The 17,317-nt window shown below is 70.6% G+C and carries 12 protein-coding genes; 10 read left to right on the top strand and 2 right to left on the bottom strand.

What is annotated here, in order from left to right; all coding sequences use genetic code 11:
• The first annotated feature begins 247 nt into the window (after window positions 1–247).
• A complete protein-coding gene (locus tag ACFXC1_RS37510) occupies window positions 248–1,651 on the top strand; it encodes a glycoside hydrolase family 16 protein (RefSeq protein ID WP_381251472.1) in 1,404 nt (467 codons plus the stop codon).
• A gap of 69 nt (window positions 1,652–1,720) precedes the next feature.
• Here the strand turns inward: ACFXC1_RS37510 and ACFXC1_RS37505 are convergent, their stop codons facing one another.
• Window positions 1,721–2,620 carry a helix-turn-helix domain-containing protein gene (locus ACFXC1_RS37505; RefSeq protein ID WP_381251471.1) on the bottom strand — a complete coding sequence of 300 codons (900 nt, stop codon included), beginning with the start codon at window positions 2,618–2,620 and terminating at the stop codon, window positions 1,721–1,723.
• Between the two features lie 146 nt (window positions 2,621–2,766).
• Here ACFXC1_RS37505 and tkt point away from each other — a divergent pair, with 146 nt between their 5' ends.
• The 9 genes from tkt to ACFXC1_RS37460 all read left to right on the top strand — a co-directional run bounded on the left by tkt (window position 2,767) and on the right by ACFXC1_RS37460 (window position 15,193).
• On the top strand, window positions 2,767–4,842 hold the full coding sequence (gene tkt / locus ACFXC1_RS37500; protein ID WP_381251469.1) for a transketolase: 2,076 nt from the start codon (window positions 2,767–2,769) through the stop codon (window positions 4,840–4,842).
• Window positions 4,843–4,861: 19 nt separating this feature from the next.
• A complete protein-coding gene (tal, locus tag ACFXC1_RS37495; RefSeq protein ID WP_381251467.1) occupies window positions 4,862–6,007 on the top strand; it encodes a transaldolase in 1,146 nt (381 codons plus the stop codon).
• Complete coding sequence (gene zwf / locus ACFXC1_RS37490) at window positions 6,004–7,602, top strand: glucose-6-phosphate dehydrogenase (protein ID WP_381251465.1); 1,599 nt, start codon at window positions 6,004–6,006, stop codon at window positions 7,600–7,602. The genes tal and zwf overlap by 4 nt, the downstream gene beginning before the upstream one ends.
• Entirely contained in the window at window positions 7,599–8,534 is a 936-nt protein-coding gene (gene opcA, locus ACFXC1_RS37485; protein ID WP_381251463.1) for a glucose-6-phosphate dehydrogenase assembly protein OpcA, read from the top strand. Before zwf ends, opcA begins: the two co-directional genes overlap by 4 nt.
• On the top strand, window positions 8,527–10,185 hold the full coding sequence (pgi, locus tag ACFXC1_RS37480; RefSeq protein WP_381251462.1) for a glucose-6-phosphate isomerase: 1,659 nt from the start codon (window positions 8,527–8,529) through the stop codon (window positions 10,183–10,185). The genes opcA and pgi overlap by 8 nt, the downstream gene beginning before the upstream one ends.
• A gap of 1 nt (window position 10,186) precedes the next feature.
• Complete coding sequence (gnd, locus tag ACFXC1_RS37475; RefSeq protein WP_381251460.1) at window positions 10,187–11,062, top strand: phosphogluconate dehydrogenase (NAD(+)-dependent, decarboxylating); 876 nt, start codon at window positions 10,187–10,189, stop codon at window positions 11,060–11,062.
• Between the two features lie 7 nt (window positions 11,063–11,069).
• Window positions 11,070–11,657 carry a histidine phosphatase family protein gene (locus tag ACFXC1_RS37470; RefSeq protein WP_381251458.1) on the top strand — a complete coding sequence of 196 codons (588 nt, stop codon included), beginning with the start codon at window positions 11,070–11,072 and terminating at the stop codon, window positions 11,655–11,657.
• Between the two features lie 97 nt (window positions 11,658–11,754).
• A complete protein-coding gene (locus ACFXC1_RS37465; RefSeq protein ID WP_381251456.1) occupies window positions 11,755–13,218 on the top strand; it encodes a membrane-associated oxidoreductase in 1,464 nt (487 codons plus the stop codon).
• 208 nt (window positions 13,219–13,426) lie between these two features.
• Entirely contained in the window at window positions 13,427–15,193 is a 1,767-nt protein-coding gene (locus tag ACFXC1_RS37460; protein ID WP_381251454.1) for a hypothetical protein, read from the top strand.
• On the opposite strand, the gene ACFXC1_RS37455 is transcribed toward ACFXC1_RS37460, so the two are convergent.
• Entirely contained in the window at window positions 15,190–17,274 is a 2,085-nt protein-coding gene (locus tag ACFXC1_RS37455; RefSeq protein ID WP_381251452.1) for a tetratricopeptide repeat protein, read from the bottom strand. The two genes, ACFXC1_RS37460 and ACFXC1_RS37455, sit on opposite strands and share 4 nt — an antisense overlap.
• Window positions 17,275–17,317 lie beyond the last annotated feature (43 nt).

Below are 17,317 nucleotides of genomic sequence, written 5' to 3'. Positions count from 1 at the left end.
CGTGCCCCGTCCGCCCACGGCGCCCCTGATGACCCGCCCGTCGGAGAGGCCGCTCGGAAACCTCCTCTTTCACCCGCATTCATCGCCTTCATCACCTGAACTCCCGCACAGCGAAAGGACTTTCACGGCTTCACCTCTTGACGGCCGGAGTGGCGGAGAGCACATTGACCGCGCACCCGCTGCGTGAGAGCGCTCTCAGGCAGCAGGTGCGGCACCCGCACCCCCACTCCGTATCCGAGAGGCACCCATGAGTGAAACCTCCGGCACGCAGCGCAGACCCCGTCCCCTCCGGCGCGTTCTGATCGCCGCCCTCAGCACCCTCGGCCTCGCGATCGCCACCGCCACGGCCTTCACCCTGCCCGCGGACGCCTCCGCGCCCACGCCCCCCACGGGCTGGACGCAGGTCTTCCTCGACGACTTCAACGGCACCGCGGGCACCGGCGTCTCCACCACCAACTGGCAGTACGACACCGGGACTTCGTACCCGGGCGGCGCCGCCAACTGGGGCACCGGCGAGGTCGAGTCGATGACCTCCTCCACCAACAACGTGGCACTCGACGGCAACGGCAACCTGTTGATCACCCCGCGCCGGGACGCTTCCGGCAACTGGACCTCGGGCCGTATCGAGACCAACCGCACCGACTTCCAGCCGCCGGCCGGCGGGAAGCTGCGCGTCGAGGCCCGCATCCAGATGCCCAACGTCACGGGCTCGTCGGCGCTCGGCTACTGGCCCGCGTTCTGGATGCTGGGCGCGCCCTACCGGGGCAACTACCAGAACTGGCCCAGCGTGGGCGAGTTGGACATCATGGAGAACGTCCAGGGTCTCAACACCGACTGGGCGACCATGCACTGCGGCACCAGCCCGGGCGGCCCCTGCAACGAGACGACCGGCATCGGCGGCAACACCGCCTGCACCGGCACCACTTGCCAGGCCGGCTTCCACACCTACGCCATGGAGTGGGACCGGTCCACCAGCCCCGAGCAGATCCGCTTCTACCTCGACGGCGTCAACTTCCACACGGTCAACGCCAGTCAGGTCGACGCGACGACCTGGGCCAATGCGACGAACCACGGCTTCTTCATCATCCTGAACGTGGCGATGGGCGGCGGCTTCCCGGCGGCGTACGGCGGCGGCCCCACCAGCGCCACCGACCCCAACCACCCGATGACGGTGGACTACGTCCAGGTGCTCCAGTCCACGGGCAGTGGGAGCGGTACCACGACCCCACCGACCGGCAACCGGGACGCCTACGGCGCCATCCAGGCCGAGTCCTACGACAGCCAGTCCGGCACGATCGCCGAAACCACCACGGACACCGGCGGCGGCCAGGACCTCGGCTCGATAGCCAACGGCGACTGGGCACTCTACAAGGGCGTCAACTTCGGCTCCACGGCGGCCACCCAGTTCTACGGCCGGGTCGCGAGCGGCGCGGCGAGCGGGGTCAGCGGTCTGGTCCAGGTACGCCTGGACAGCCCGACCGCGACCCCGATCGGCAGCTTCGCGCTGGCCAACACCGGGGGCTGGCAGTCGTGGAAGACGGTGCCGGCCAACATCAGCTCGGTCACCGGCACCCATGACGTCTATCTGACGTTCAGCAGCGGGCAGTCGGCGGACTTCGTGAACGTGAACTGGTTCGACTTCGGGCATTGATCCCAACTCGCCACGGAGGCAAGGGGCTTCACGCGTGTGCGTGGGGCCCCTTTCGGTGTGCCCTCGCCCTCACCGCAACTCCGCCCGAAACCCCGCCGGCGTCACATCCGTGTGCTGCTGGAAGAACTTCGAGAAGTTCGCCGCGTCGGGGAAGCCAACTGCCGCCCCCACCCGCCCGATCGGCAGATCCGTGTGGGCCAACAGCCGTTTCGCCTCCAGGACGACCCGTTTGTCGATGAAGCCCTTCGGGGTCTCGCCGGTGGCGGCGCGGACCGCGCGGACGAGGGTGCGGCGGGAGTAGCCGAGGGCGTCGGCGTAGGCGCTGACGCTGTGGTTGGTGGCGAAGCCCTTCTCGACGGCGTCACGGAAGAGCGTGAACGTCGTGTCGGCCTGCTGCCGGGCCGCCTCCGCCGAGCTGGCCGCGAGATGCGCGAGCCGTAGCAGGAAGGCCGTCAGGGAGTGTCGTAGGACCGAGGTGTGCAGGCTCAGCGGGAGCGTGGTCGAGTCCTCGTACTCGCGTTGGAGTTGGCCCAACGAGGCACGGAGGGCCGCCAGACGGGGCTCGTCGGGGTGCAGGAGGGGCGGGAGGTCGTAGCGGTAGAGGCCGGTCGCCTCGACCGTGGCGCGGGGGAGGAAGCCGGGCTGCATGGTCAGGACCGTGCCTCGGTACTCGTCCATGCGTGAGAAGCGGTGGACCTGGCCGGGGCGGATCCACAGGATGTCGCCGGCCGCCGCCTCGTACCCGGCGAAGTCGATCATGTGGCGGACCGGGCCCTCGTCGAAGAGCATCACCACATGGAAGTCGATGCGGTGGACGCGGTGCAGGGGCGCGTCCGCGTGCCAGGTGCGCCCGGTGCCCATCGGGCCGACCTGCATGCCGACGCCGCAGACGCTCAGATCGACAGGGAAGGGAAACGTTCTGATCACGTCGCCGTCACCGGCTGCGCCTTGGATGGTTCTGTCCGCCATGTCCTTCTCGTGCCGCCTCAGTACGGGTTCCGGTGTCCCACTTTCACCACAGGCTGGCACACCGACACCTTCCCTCGTAAAAGTCAGACTTTTAGATTTGAAGGCGTCCGAGCAGTTCTACCGCTCTTACCGAGGACTTCTTGAAGATGAACGCGCACACACCTGACAGCTTCGAGTGGACCGATCTCGACCGTCGTGCCGTCGACACCGCCCGCGTTCTGGCCGCTGACGCGGTGCAGAAGGTCGGCAACGGGCACCCGGGCACGGCGATGAGCCTGGCCCCCGCCGCGTACACGATCTTTCAGAAGGTGATGCGTCACGACCCCGCGGATCCCGAGTGGACCGGTCGCGACCGCTTCGTCCTCTCCCCCGGCCACACCTCGCTGACGCTGTACACACAGCTGTATCTCGCCGGGTACGAGCTGGAGCTCGACGACCTGAAGGCGTTCCGGACGCACGGGTCGAAGACGCCTGGTCACCCCGAGTACGGGCACACGGCCGGTGTGGAGACCACGACCGGGCCGCTCGGACAGGGTGTCGCGAACGCTGTGGGCATGGCCATGGCCGCCCGCTACGAGCGCGGCCTGTTCGACCCCGAGGCCCCCGAGGGCGAGTCGCCCTTCGACCACACGGTCTGGGCGATCGTCTCCGACGGCGACCTGGAGGAGGGCATCTCCGCCGAGGCCTCCTCCCTCGCGGGACACCAGAAGCTCGGCAACCTCGTCTTCGTCTACGACGACAACCACATCTCCATCGAGGGCGACACCGCGACCGCCTTCTCCGAGGACGTGCTGAAGCGGTACGAGGCCTACGGCTGGCACACCCAGCGCATCGAGCCCGGCGCCGACGGCGACATCGACCCGCACGCGCTGTACACGGCGCTCAGGGCGGCGCAGGCCGAGACCGCGCGCCCCTCGATCATCGCCATGCGCACGATCATCGCCTGGCCCGCCCCCAACGCCCAGAACACCGAGGCCGCCCACGGCTCCGCGCTCGGCGCCGACGAGGTCGCCGCCACCAAGCGCGTCCTCGGCTTCGACCCCGAGCAGTCCTTCGAGGTCGCCGACGAGGTTCTCGCGCACAGCCGCCGGGCCCTGGACCGGGGCGCCGAGGCGCACTCCGCGTGGGACAAGCAGCTCGACAAGTGGCGCGGCGCCCAACCCGAGCGCGCGAAGCTCTTCGACCGGGTCCTCGCGGGTCAGCTCCCCGAGGACTGGGAGCAGTCCCTGCCGGTGTTCGAGGAGGGCTCCTCCGTCGCCACCCGCGCCGCGTCCGGCAAGGTCCTCCAGGCACTTGGAACGGTCCTGCCCGAGCTGTGGGGCGGCTCCGCCGACCTGGCCGGCTCGAACAACACCACCATCGACAAGACCTCGTCGTTCCTCCCGAAGGGCAACCCGCTTGCGGAGGCCGACCCGTACGGCCGTACGATCCACTTCGGTATCCGCGAGCACTCGATGGCGGCCGAGATGAACGGCATCGCCCTGCACGGCAACACCCGCGTCTACGGCGGCACCTTCCTGGTGTTCTCCGACTACATGCGCAACGCCGTCCGCCTCTCCGCACTGATGCAGCTCCCGGTGACGTACGTCTGGACGCACGACTCCATCGGTCTCGGCGAGGACGGCCCCACGCACCAGCCGGTCGAGCACCTGGCCTCGCTGCGCGCGATCCCGGGCCTGAACATCGTGCGCCCCGCCGACGCCAACGAGACCGCGATCGCCTGGGCCGAGATCCTCAAGCGGCACGCCACCAAGCCCGCCCCGCACGGCCTCGCGCTGACCCGTCAGGGTGTGCCGACGTACGCGCCCAACTCCGATGCGGCGCGCGGCGGTTACGTCCTCGAGGACTCCTCCACCGAGACCCCCGACGTCGTGCTGATCGCGACCGGTTCCGAGGTGCACCTCGCCGTCGAGGCGCGGGAGCAGCTGGAGGCCGAGGGCGTGGGCACGCGGGTGGTGTCGATGCCGTCCGTGGAGTGGTTCGAGGAGCAGTCGCGCGAGTACCGCGACAGCGTCCTTCCGCCGTCCGTGAAGGCCCGCGTTGCGGTCGAGGCCGGGATCGGTCTCACGTGGTACCGGTTCGTGGGTGACGCAGGACGCATCGTCTCCCTCGAACACTTCGGCGCCTCCGCCGATGCCAAGACCCTGTTCGCCGAGTTCGGTTTCACGGCCGAGAACGTCGCCGCGACAGCCAGGGAATCCCTTGCCGCCGCGCGCGGTTGATCCGATCGCCAGAAAGAAGATGATCACAGTGACCGAAGTGACCGCCACCGCGGGAACACTCAAGCGCCTGTCCGACGAGGGCGTCTCCATCTGGCTGGACGACCTGTCGCGCAAGCGGATCGAGTCCGGCAACCTCGCCGAACTCGTCGACACGAAGAACGTCGTCGGCGTCACCACCAACCCGTCCATCTTCCAGGCCGCCATCGGCTCCGGAGAGGGTTACGAGGAGCAGCTCGCCGACCTGGCCGTGCGCAAGGTGACGGTCGAGGAAGCCGTACGGATGATGACCACGGCCGACGTCCGCGCCGCCGCCGACATCCTTCGCCCGGTCCACGAGGCGACCGGCGGCCGGGACGGCCGGGTCTCCATCGAGGTCGACCCGCGCCTCGCCCACCACACGGCGGCGACCGTCGCCGAGGCCAAGCAGCTGTCCTGGCTGGTGGACCGTTCCAACGTGATGATCAAGATCCCGGCGACGAAGGCCGGTCTCCCGGCCATCACCGAGGTCATCGGCGAGGGCATCAGCGTCAACGTCACGCTGATCTTCTCCCTGGAGCGCTACCGCGAGGTCATGGACGCCTACCTGGCCGGCCTGGAGAAGGCCCGCGCCGCGGGCATCGACCTGTCGACCATCCACTCCGTGGCCTCCTTCTTCGTCTCGCGTGTCGACTCCGAGATCGACAAGCGCCTGACCGCGCTCGCCACGGACGAGGCCCTCGCCCTCAAGGGGAAGGCCGCCCTCGCCAACGCGCGGCTCGCCTACCAGGCCTACGAGGAGGTCTTCGCGGGTGACCGTTGGACCGCTCTCGCCGGTGCCGGCGCCAACAAGCAGCGCCCCCTGTGGGCCTCGACCGGTGTGAAGGACCCGTCCTACAAGGACACCCTGTACGTCGACGAGCTGGTCGCGCCCGGCACGGTCAACACCATGCCGGAGGCCACCCTCAACGCCACCGCCGACCACGGTGACATCCACGGCGACACGGTGACCGGCGGCTACGCGCAGGCGCGCGCCGACCTGGACGCCGTAGAACGCCTCGGGATCTCGTACGACGTCGTCGTCAAGCAGTTGGAGGACGAGGGCGTCGCCAAGTTCGAGGTGGCCTGGCAGGACCTGCTGGACGCCGTCGCGAAGTCGCTGAGCGGGAAGGGGGTCGACGGGGAATGAGCGCGGAACTTCCCACAACGGCAACGGCCGGGCAGGGACTCACCGTCGAGGACGTCGAGGACGCCCTCACCACCCACTGGGACAACCCGCTGCGCGACGAGCGCGACCGCCGGCTCCCCCGTATCGCGGGCCCGTCCGGGCTGGTCATCTTCGGTGTCACCGGTGACCTCTCCCGCAAGAAGCTCATGCCGGCCGTCTACGACCTGGCCAACCGGGGCATGCTGCCGCCGGGCTTCTCCCTCGTCGGGTTCGCCCGGCGGGACTGGGAGGACCAGGACTTCGCGCAGGTGGTGCACGACTCGGTCCGCGAGCACTCCCGGACGGAGTTCCGCGAGGAGGTCTGGCAGCAGCTCGCCGAGGGCATGCGGTTCATCCCGGGCGACTTCGACGACGACACCGCGTTCAAGCAACTGCGCGCGGCCGTCGACGAGTTGGACACCTCGCGCGGTACGAGCGGCAACTACGCGTTCTACCTCTCCGTACCGCCGAAGTTCTTCCCGAAGGTCGTCCAGCAGCTCAAGAAGCACGGTCTCGCGACGGCCGGCGAGGGTTCCTGGCGGCGGGCGGTCATCGAGAAGCCGTTCGGGCGCGATCTGAAGAGCGCGCGTGAGCTGAACAAGATCGTGCACGAGGTGTTCGACCCGGACCAGGTGTTCCGGATCGACCACTACCTCGGCAAGGAGACCGTCCAGAACATCCTGGCGCTGCGCTTCGCCAACCAGATGTACGAGCCCATCTGGAACCGGTCCTACGTCGACCACATCCAGATCACCATGGCCGAGGACATCGGCATCGGCGGGCGTGCCGGCTACTACGACGGCATCGGTTCGGCGCGTGACGTCATCCAGAACCACCTGCTCCAACTCATGGCGCTGACCGCCATGGAGGAGCCGATCGCCTTCGACGAGGAGGCGCTGCTCACCGAGAAGCTCAAGGTGCTCAAGTCGGTGCGGCTGCCGAAGGAGTTGGGCGAGCACACGGTGTTCGGGCAGTACGCGGAGGGCTGGCAGGGCGGCGAGAAGGTCGTCGGCTACCTCCAGGAGGACGGCATCGACCCGCAGTCGAAGACCGACACCTACGCGGCCGTCAAGTTGGAGGTGGACAACCGCCGTTGGGCGGGCATCCCCTTCTATCTGCGCACCGGCAAGCGGCTCGGGCGGCGCGTCACGGAGATCGCGGTCGTCTTCAAGCGCGCGCCGCACTCCCCCTTCGACTCCAGCGCCACCGAGGAGCTGGGCCAGAACGCGATCGTCATCCGCGTCCAGCCCGACGAGGGCATGACCGTCCGCTTCGGTTCGAAGGTGCCGGGCACCTCGATGGAGATCCGGGACGTGTCCATGGACTTCGCCTACGGCGAGTCGTTCACGGAGTCGAGCCCGGAGGCGTACGAGCGGCTCATCCTGGACGTACTGCTCGGCGACGCCAACCTGTTCCCGCGCCACCAGGAAGTGGAAGAGTCCTGGAAGATCCTCGACCCGATCGAGGAGTACTGGGCACAGAACGGCAAGCCCGCGCAGTACTCCTCGGGCAGTTGGGGTCCCGAGGAGGCGGACGAGATGCTCGCACGAGACGGACGGAGCTGGCGCAGGCCATGAAGATCGACCTGAGCGACACCACGGCAAGCAAGATCAACAAGGCGCTGGTGCAGGGTCGCCGCGACATCGGCACCCCTGCCGTGGGCATGGTCCTGACGATGGTCATCGTCACGGACGAGGAGAACGCCTACGACTCGATCAAGGCGGCCGAGGAGGCCTCGCACGAGCACCCCTCGCGCACCCTGGTCGTCATCAAGCGGCACGCCCGCACCCCGCGGGACCGTACCAACTCGCACCTCGACGCCGAGGTCCGGGTGGGCGCCGACGCGGGCACCGGCGAGACGGTCGTACTGCGGACCTACGGCGAGGTGTCCGACCACGCCGACTCCGTGGTGCTGCCGCTGCTGCTGCCGGACGCGCCGGTCGTCGTGTGGTGGCCGGTGGAGGCGCCCGAGGTCCCCTCGAAGGACCCGCTGGGCGCCCTGGCACAGCGCCGGATCACCGACCTGTACGCGGCGGAGAACCCCCTGGAGGCGCTGGACGCCCGCGCCCGTGCCTACGCGCCCGGCGACACCGACCTCGCCTGGACCCGCCTGACCCCGTGGCGCTCGATGCTGGCGGCGGCCCTCGACCAGGCCAAGGCCAGGATCACCTCGGGTGCCGTGGAGGCCGAGGCCGACAACCCGGCCGCGGAGCTGCTGGCGCGCTGGCTGGAGGCCCGGCTGAAGGTGAAGATCGACCGTGTGGTCACCGCCGGACCGGTCGTCACCGCCGTACGCCTGGGTACCGCCGCCGGCGAGGTCGTCATCGACCGCCCCGACGGGCCGCTGGCCACGCTGTCCCTGCCCGGGCAGCCCTCCCGCACCCTCGCGCTGAAGGTCCGCACCACCTCCGAACTCATCGCCGAGGAGCTGCGGCGCCTCGACGCCGACGAGATGTACGCCATCGCCCTGCGGGCCGAGGGCACCAAGGAGACCCCTTCTCATGTCTGACTCCCCCAAGCTCGTGCGGCGGCCCGAGTGGGTCGCACTGGAGGACCACCGCGCGGGTCAACTGCACCCGCAGTTGCGTGAGTTGTTCGAGGCGGACCCGGAGCGCGCGGAGCGGTACGTGGTCACCGTCGGCGATCTGCGCATCGACTACTCCAAGCACCTGATCACGGACGAGACCCTCGCCCTCCTCCAGGAACTCGCCACCGCCACCGGCGTGTTCGACCTGCGGGACGCCATGTTCCGCGGCGAGAAGATCAACGTCACCGAGGACCGCGCGGTCCTGCACACCGCGCTGCGCGCCCCGCGCGACGCGGTGATCGAGGTCGACGGCGAGAACGTCGTCCCCGCCGTGCACGCCGTGCTCGACAAGATGGCGAACTTCGCCGAGCGCGTCCGCTCCGGCGAGTGGACCGGCCACACCGGCCGCCGTATCCGCAATGTCGTCAACATCGGCATCGGCGGCTCGGACCTCGGTCCGGCCATGGCGTACGAGGCCCTCCGCGCCTTCACCGACCGCGAGTTGACGGTCCGCTTCGTGTCGAACGTGGACGGCGCCGACCTGCACGAGGCCACCCGCGACCTCGACCCGGCCGAGACGCTGTTCATCGTCGCCTCCAAGACCTTCACGACGATCGAGACGATCACCAACGCAACATCCGCCCGGACGTGGCTCCTTGAGGGTCTCGGCGGTGACGACAAGGCGGTCGCGAAGCACTTCGTGGCGCTGTCGACCAACGCCGGGAAGGTGTCGGACTTCGGCATCGACACGGACAACATGTTCGAGTTCTGGGACTGGGTCGGCGGGCGCTACTCGTACGACTCGGCCATCGGGCTGTCGCTGATGATCGCCATCGGTCCCGACCGCTTCCGCGAGATGCTCGACGGTTTCCACCTCGTCGACGAGCACTTCCGCACCGCGCCCGCCGAGTCCAACGCACCTTTGCTGCTTGGCCTGTTGGGCGTCTGGTACGGCAACTTCTTCGACGCGCAGTCGCACGCGGTGCTGCCGTACTCGCACTATCTCTCCAAGTTCACCGCCTACTTGCAGCAGCTGGACATGGAGTCCAACGGCAAGTCGGTCGACCGGGACGGGAACCCGGTGGAGTGGGGCACCGGGCCGGTGGTGTGGGGCACACCCGGCACCAACGGGCAGCACGCCTACTACCAACTCATCCACCAGGGCACCAAGTTGATCCCGGCGGACTTCATCGGCTTCGTCAACCCGGTCGCCGAGCTGAGCGACGGCCTCAAGGCACAGCACGACCTCCTGATGGCCAACTTCTTCGCGCAGACACAGGCGTTGGCGTTCGGCAAGACGCCCGACGAGGTGCGCGCGGAGGGTGTGGCGGAGGAACTGGTCCCGCACAAGACGTTCAAGGGCAACCACCCCACGACCACCATCCTGGCCCGCGAGCTGACCCCCTCCGTGCTCGGACAGCTCATCGCGCTCTACGAGCACAAGGTGTTCGTGCAGGGCGCCATCTGGAACATCGACTCCTTCGACCAGTGGGGCGTCGAACTGGGCAAGGTCCTCGCCAAGCGCGTCGAACCCGCCCTGACCGAAGGCGCGGACGTGCCCGGTCTCGACTCCTCCACCGCCGCTCTCGTGGCCACCTACCGGACGCTCCGCGATTCCCAGGAAGTGAACTGACATGCAGCTCGGACTGATCGGCCTCGGCAAGATGGGCGGCAACATGCGCGAGCGCATCCGCCGCGCGGGCCACACCGTCATCGGCTACGACCGCAATCCCGAGATCTCCGACGTGAGCGACCTGGCCGAACTGGTCGCCAAGCTCGAAGCGCCGCGCACGGTCTGGGTGATGGTCCCGGCCGGCGCCCCGACCCAGTCGGTCGTCGACGAGCTGGGCGGGCTGCTCCAGCCCGGTGACACGGTGGTCGACGGCGGCAACTCCCGTTGGACGGACGACGAGAAGCACGCCGAGGAGCTGGGCGCCAAGGGCATCGGTTTCGTCGACGCGGGTGTCTCCGGTGGGGTGTGGGGCCTGAAGAACGGCTACGCGCTGATGGTCGGCGGCGATGCCGAGAACATCGCCAAGGTGCAGCCGGTCTTCGACGCGCTCAAGCCCGAGGGCGAGTTCGGCTTCGTGCACGCCGGCAAGGTCGGCGCCGGGCACTTCTCCAAGATGGTCCACAACGGCATCGAGTACGCCATGATGCAGGCCTATGCCGAAGGCTGGGAGCTCCTGGAGAAGGTCCACTCGGTGACGGATGTGCGCGAGGTGTTCCGGTCCTGGCAGGAGGGCACGGTCATCCGTTCCTGGCTCCTCGACCTCGCCGTCAACGCCCTTGACAGCGACGAGCACCTGGACAAGCTCAAGGGCTACGCGGAGGACTCCGGCGAGGGCCGCTGGACCGTGGAAGCGGCCATCGACAACGCCGTGCCGCTGCCCGCGATCACCGCTTCCCTCTTCGCCCGGTTCGCCTCCCGCCAGGAGGACTCGCCGCAGATGAAGATGGTCGCGGCCCTGCGCAACCAGTTCGGCGGCCACGCCGTCGAGACCAAGTAGGCGCGCCGTGGGGGATCTTCTGCTGGTCCGCCACGGTGAGACGGAGTGGAGCGTGTCGGGACAGCACACCAGCTGGACCGACCTGCCCCTCACCCGGCACGGCGAGGAAGAGGCCAAGACCCTCGCCCCGCTCCTGGCCGGCCGGACCTTCGCACTCGCCCTGACCAGCCCGTTGGACCGGGCCATACGCACCGCCGAACTCGCGGGCATCACCGGGGCCGTACCCGACCCCGACCTGCACGAGTGGGACTACGGCGGCTACGAGGGCGTCACCACCGTCGACATCCACCGCACCCGCCCCGACTGGTACCTGTGGACCGACGGCGTGCCGCCGGGCCCCGCCGGACACCCGGGCGAGTCCCCGGACGAGATCGGCGCACGCGCCGACCAGGTGCTGAAGCGGGTGGACTCCGCGCTCGTCGACGGTGACGTGGTCCTGGTGGCGCACGCCCACTTCCTGCGCGTCCTCACGGCACGCAGGCTGGGCCTGCCGGCGGCGGACGGCCGGCTGTTCCAGCTGGCCACCGGCACCGTCAGCCGCCTCTCCACCGAGCACGACCGCCCCGTCATCGCCGAGTGGAACACCCGGCCGTAACGGCACAACTCCCCGGCCCGGACCACGCGTTGAAGCGCGGTCCGGGCCGCGCTCGTCCCCTGTGCCCACGACAGCCGCCGGGCTAGAGTCGCCCTCGATGGAGATCAACGATCTGACACCGGCCGAGGAACAGGTGTGGCGGGCCTTCCCGCTGGGCGAGTCCGTGGACTTCCGTACGGCGGAGGACGAGGACATCGCCCTCGGCGGCGACTGGGGGCCCGAACGAACCGTGCGCGCCGCGGTGTTGCGGGCGCTGCTGCTCAACGGGCCGCAGGAAGCAGGGGAGATACCGTCCCTCAGCCTGGCGGGCGCCCGGATCACCGGTCGGCTCGACCTGCAGTACGCGACGGTCGACCACCCCGTGCGGCTGCGCTACTGCCACTTCGACGAGGTGCCCCGCTGCTACGCCGCCCGGTTGCGCGAACTCAACCTCGGCGACTCCTTCCTGCCCGGGCTGACGGCGCACGCGATGCGGGTGGACGGCGTGCTGCGGCTGACCCGGGCCAGGTTCCGGGGTGTGGTGCGGCTCGCGGAGGTCAAGGTCGCCGGGAGTCTCTTCATGGAGGGCTCGGAGATCATCGTCCCGGACGCCGAGGAGCCGGTCCTCCAGCTCAACCAGGCCTCGGTCGGCGACGACCTCCGGGCCGCCGGACTGCGCACCCAGGGGCAGATCCGGCTCAGCGGCGCGAGTGTCGCCGGGTCGGTCAACCTCAACACCGCGCAGCTCTCCCACCCCGGACACTCCGCCATCGACGCCGAGGTGCTGGTCGTCGCCGGCAACATCCTGTTCCGGTACGCCAACGTCGAGGGCTGGGTCGGACTGCGCGGTGCCCGGATCGCGGGCCGGCTCGACCTGTCGTACAGCACCCTGTCGAACCCCGGCAGCTCCGCGCTGCTGGCCAGCAGCGCCAGCATCGGGGAACTCTGGCTGCGGGAGAGCCCGCCCGTCGAGGGCGGTGTGGTGCTGAGCAGTGCCCAGATCGACGTCCTGCTGCTGGAGCCGCAGGTGGTGCCGGGCCGGGTCCACCTGAACAGTCTCGTCTACACCTCACTCATCCCCCACGAGCCCGCCGAGCGCCGCCTGACCATGCTGGAGCAGGACGGCGACGGCTATGTCCCGCACGCCTACGAGCAGTTGGCCCTCGCCTACCGCCGCACCGGCGACGACTACGCCGCCCGCAGCGTCCAGCTCGCCAAGCAGCGCCGGCTGCGCGGCACCCTCCCGCGCTACGGCCGGATCTGGGGCTACGTCCAGGACGTCACCGTCGGCTACGGCTTCCGCCCGCTGCGCGCCTTCGCCTGGCTGCTGTCGCTGCTGGCCATAGGCTCGATCGCCTACGGCCTGCATCACCCGGCCGCCCTCAAGCCGTCCGAGGCCCCGCACTTCAACCCGGTGTTCTACACCCTCGACCTGCTGCTGCCGGTGATCTCCTTCGGCCAGGAGGAGGCGTTCGCGCCGACCGGCTGGTACCAGTACCTCGGCTACGCCCTCATCGTCACCGGCTGGATCCTGGCCACGACGGTCGTCACCGGTGTGACCCGGACGGTCAGCCGCCAGTGAGGCGCCGAGCCGTTCACCCATGACGTTCCGGGACATTCGTCCCCCGGCGAGGACGTGGTACGACGCCAACCGGGGTAGGACGGTGAAGAGGCCGGCGACACCGGCCTCCGCGCGCCCGCGCCGCCCGCAGGGGCCCCCGCGTGTACCGGCCGATTTCAGGGGCGGCCGGTGCATGCGGGCCCGGGGCTGACTATCGTTGCCCGATCACATGCGCGAAAGGTGGTCGAGGGGCGTGGCGGGGGCCGAGTGGATACGGGTGCCGGTCGGCGACGACGCCGTGCGGTGGGCCACGCGGGGGCGCAGCCGCAGGGTGCTGTTCGTCGTGCACAACGTGACCTCCGCGACCCGGCTCCTCGACATACTGCCTCTCTTCCACGACGACTTCCGGGTCCAGCTGCTCGTCACGTGCACGGGATCGTCCGCGTTCCGGGCGGGGGTCGCCGAGTTGCTCGCGGAAACGGGGGTGCCGGTGCTGCCCTGGGAACAGGCGACGGCAACACCGGTCGACTTGGCCGTCTCCGCGAGCTTCGGCGGTCAACTCCGGTCACTTTCAGGCGTATTGGCCGTGATGTCCCATGGTGTCGGATACACTAAGAGGCTGGGGACACCCAACACCCAACACCCAACACCCGGCAGCGAGGTGGCGGAGGTCGAGGTTCCGGTGTTCGGGCTGTCGCCCGAGTGGTTGCTCGACGAAACCGGACGGCCCGTCGCCGACGCGCTGGTGCTGTCGCACCCGGAGCAGATGAAGCGGCTGCGTGCCGTATGCCCCGAGGCCGCGCCCACGGCCGTACTGGCCGGTGATCCCTGCTGGGACCGCATGCTCGCGGCGCGCGCCCACCGGGAGCGCTACCGTCGGGCGCTCGGCGTCGGCCGGGCACAGCGCCTCGTGGTCCTCAACTCCACCTGGAACCCGGAGTCCCTGTTCGGCGACGGCCCGGCCTCCGGCGACGACGTACTGCCGTCCCTGCTCCCCCGCTTGACCTCCGAACTCCCCGTCGACGAGTACCGTCTCGCCGCCGTCCTGCACCCCAACATCTGGTACGGCCACGGCCCGGGCCAGATCCGCGCCTGGCTGGACCGGTCCCGCCGCGCCGGACTCACCCTGATCGACCCGCTGCACGGCTGGCGCCAGGCGCTGCTCGCCGCCGACGCCGTCATCGGCGACCACGGCTCGGTGACCTACTACGCCGCCGCGCTCGGCACCCCCGTACTCCTCGGCGCCGCACCCCTCGCGGGCCTCGCCCCCGACGCCCCGGTGCACGCCTTCGTCCGTACGGCACCCCGCCTGGACCCCGCGCTACCGCTGCGCCCCCAACTGACCCAACTCATAGACAGCCACCGCCCGTTGCCCACCCCGGCCGCCTTCACCAGCTCCGTACCCGGCGAGTCGGCCACCCGCCTCCGGCGCCTCTTCTACGGCATGATCGGCATCCCCGAACCGGACGCGCCCGCGCTGCTCGAACCGCTCCCGCTCCCGCCGTTCGAACCCGCCGCGCACACGGTCCCGTTGCGGGTGCTCACCCGGCTGCTGGGCAGCGCCGAGGTCTCGGTCGTCCGGTACGCGGGCCCGCATCCGGCGCCCGACGGCACCGGCGAGTCCCACACGGCGGTGCACGAGGACACCCGCGAGCAGGACCAACTCTCCCTGGCCGACGTGGTGTTCAGGCACGGCGCGGCGGACGACCCGCGCTTCGGGTCGCCCGCGCTCTGGACGACCGAGGTCCTGGCCCGGCACCCGCGATGCGCTCTCGCCGTCTACGTCACCGGCCCCGGCGCGTGCACGGCCCGCACCGCGGACGGCACCCTGCTGTTCCTGCGGGCCGAACCGCCGTCGGACGCCGACCCGGTCGCCTGCGCCTCGGCCCTGCACGCCTGGCTGGCCTCCGGCAAGTCGCTGCACGAGGCCGTGGCGCAAGGGCTGACCGTGCACACGGGCGGAGCCGTGCACCGGGTGCGGGTCGTCCCGGGTTAGCCTTCGCAGCGCTCGCGCAGCAGGCGCAGATACGACAGGTGCTGTTCCGCCTTCTCGTCGCGCAGGGCGTAGGCCGCCTCGTCGATCAGGGCGCGGGCGGCTGTGAACCCGCCCTCGGTCAGGCGGGTTTCGGCGAGGTCGGTGAGGGTGCGGGCCGTGTTGTAGGCCTCGCCGCTCGCGCGGAAGAAGGCCAGCGCGTGTTCCAGGCGTGCGACGGCCTCGGCGGGGCGGCCCATCCCGCGCAGCGCCCGGCCCCGGTGCCGTTCCAACAGGGCGCGGGCACGCGGCAGATCGGCGGCGCCCTCGTCGTCGGGGCCGATGCCGTCCAGGATGCCGTAGGCCTCGTCGAAGGCCGAGTACGCCTCGGCGAACCGCCATTGGCGCAGCCGGAGCAGGCCGAGGAACTCGACGGCGGAGGCGTGTCCGCGCACATGCCCGGCCGCCCTCTCGTCGCGCGCGGCGGCAAGCGCCTCGGGTTCCGCCTCGTCCCAGCGGCGCAACTCCATGAGGCTGTGGGCGAGTTGGGCGTGGAGGGCGCCGGCGCCACGGGTACCGGGGAAGTGGGTGTCCGCCGTACGCGCCCCGGTGCGCAGCGCGGGCAGCAGGACGTCGTGGTGGCCGGCCTTGAGCTGGAGCGGCCACAGGGTCTGGCCCAGCAGGACGACGGTGTCCCAGTCGCCGAACTCCTCGGCGGCGCGTACCGCTTGGACCAGGCTGGGGGCTTCGGCGGCCAGTGCGGCTACGCCCGCTCCCCGGTTCTCGTACGACAGCGGGGTGGCCGTGGACGGGACGCGCCAGCTCTCCGGCAGTGCCGCCTGCGCGGCGGCGAGGCCGAGGTGCACGTAGTGCTGGACGGTGCGGGACACGGCGGCGGAGGACGCGGCGATGCCGTCCGTGGCGGCGGCGGTCCGTTCGGCGTGGGCGCGGACGGCGGGCCGGTAGCGGTGGCGGCCGTCGTCGGTGCGCTCGACGAGCAGGGCGTCGGCCAGTTCGCCGAGGAGCCGGGCGGCCTCGGGTTCGTCGGTGTCCGCCGCGCGCGCAGCCGCGGCGGCGTCGAGGGCGGGCCAGTCGTAGAGGCCGGTCAGGCGGTAGAGGCGGGCCGCGTCGGGGGCCAGCAGGCGGTAGGAGTCCTCGACGGCGGACGTCACCGGGTCGGTGTCCGGCCCGGCGGCCGGCTGCGTCGGTGCGGTGAGCCGGGGTGCGGCGGCGCGCAGGGCGTAGGGCGAGCCGGCGCAGCGGTCCAGTACGGCGGGCAGCGTGGCGCGGGCGGCGGTGACCGCGGGTCTGCCGACGAGTTCGGTGAGGAGTCGTCTCGCGTCCCGGCGGGTCAGGGGGCCGACGGGGATGCGTAACGCGTCGAGGCCGGCGAGAGGACTCCGTGCCACGACGAGAGTGACGACGTCGGCGGCCGAGGCGAGCAACGGCTGTACCTGGGCGGCGGATTGGGCGTGGTCGAGGACCACGAGGGCGCGCCGGTCGGTGAGGGAGGCCCGGAAAAGGGTCGCCCGGTCGGCGGCCGAGGGCGGGATCTCCTCGTCGGGCAGGCCGAGTTGGCGCAGCAGGGTGGTCAGGACCGGTTCGGGGCCGAGGGTGCGCAGGTCGGCGTAGAGCTGTCCGTCGGCGAAGCGGGCCGTCTGCCGTGCGCCCCAGTGGTGGGCGAGGGTGCTGGTGCCGATGCCCTCGGGTCCGTGCAGGAGCACCAGCCGCGGGCGGCCGCCGAAGGGGCGCATGGCCTCCTTGTCCAGGAGTTTCAGGGCTTCCTGACGGTCCGTGAAGGAACGCGGCGCCGGCGGGAGGCAGTGCCGTCCCGGCCCCGTGATCCGGCCCGGGGTGCGCACGCCGCGCGCGAACCGGGTCCAGATCAGGGCGAGTTCGGGGTCGTCATGGACGCGGTCGTGAACCATGCGGGCGACGGCGTCGAGTTCGTCGGGGGTGGCCGGTGCGGGCACCTCCCGGCCGGCCAGGCGGCGGACCAGTCCCCCGGCCGATTCCCAGGCCAGTTTGCCGGCCTCGCTCGCCATGCCGGAGCCGACGGCCCCGAACACCGCGGCGATGGCGCTCATGGACACCGGATCGATCACCTCGTGCACTCCCCCGTCGTCCGCACGCCGCCGTGTTGCGGAT

Source organism: Streptomyces hokutonensis (assembly GCF_042751305.1).
In the GTDB taxonomy this organism is placed as follows: Bacteria; Actinomycetota; Actinomycetes; order Streptomycetales; family Streptomycetaceae; genus Streptomyces; species Streptomyces hokutonensis_A.
The sequence above is the reverse complement of the archived record's forward strand: the minus strand, read 5'-3'. Positions and strand labels throughout refer to the sequence as shown.

What these genes read in the sequence shown, in the direction of transcription:
- zwf (WP_381251465.1), top strand. Translation starts at nt 6,004, where the DNA reads ATGAGCGCGGAACTTCCCACAACGGCAACGGCCGGGCAGGGACTCACC.
- tal (WP_381251467.1), top strand. Translation starts at nt 4,862, where the DNA reads ATGATCACAGTGACCGAAGTGACCGCCACCGCGGGAACACTCAAGCGC.
- ACFXC1_RS37510 (WP_381251472.1), top strand. Translation starts at nt 248, where the DNA reads ATGAGTGAAACCTCCGGCACGCAGCGCAGACCCCGTCCCCTCCGGCGC.
- opcA (WP_381251463.1), top strand. Translation starts at nt 7,599, where the DNA reads ATGAAGATCGACCTGAGCGACACCACGGCAAGCAAGATCAACAAGGCG.
- ACFXC1_RS37505 (WP_381251471.1), bottom strand. Translation starts at nt 2,620, where the DNA reads ATGGCGGACAGAACCATCCAAGGCGCAGCCGGTGACGGCGACGTGATC.
- ACFXC1_RS37465 (WP_381251456.1), top strand. Translation starts at nt 11,755, where the DNA reads ATGGAGATCAACGATCTGACACCGGCCGAGGAACAGGTGTGGCGGGCC.
- tkt (WP_381251469.1), top strand. Translation starts at nt 2,767, where the DNA reads ATGAACGCGCACACACCTGACAGCTTCGAGTGGACCGATCTCGACCGT.
- ACFXC1_RS37460 (WP_381251454.1), top strand. Translation starts at nt 13,427, where the DNA reads ATGCGCGAAAGGTGGTCGAGGGGCGTGGCGGGGGCCGAGTGGATACGG.
- gnd (WP_381251460.1), top strand. Translation starts at nt 10,187, where the DNA reads ATGCAGCTCGGACTGATCGGCCTCGGCAAGATGGGCGGCAACATGCGC.
- pgi (WP_381251462.1), top strand. Translation starts at nt 8,527, where the DNA reads ATGTCTGACTCCCCCAAGCTCGTGCGGCGGCCCGAGTGGGTCGCACTG.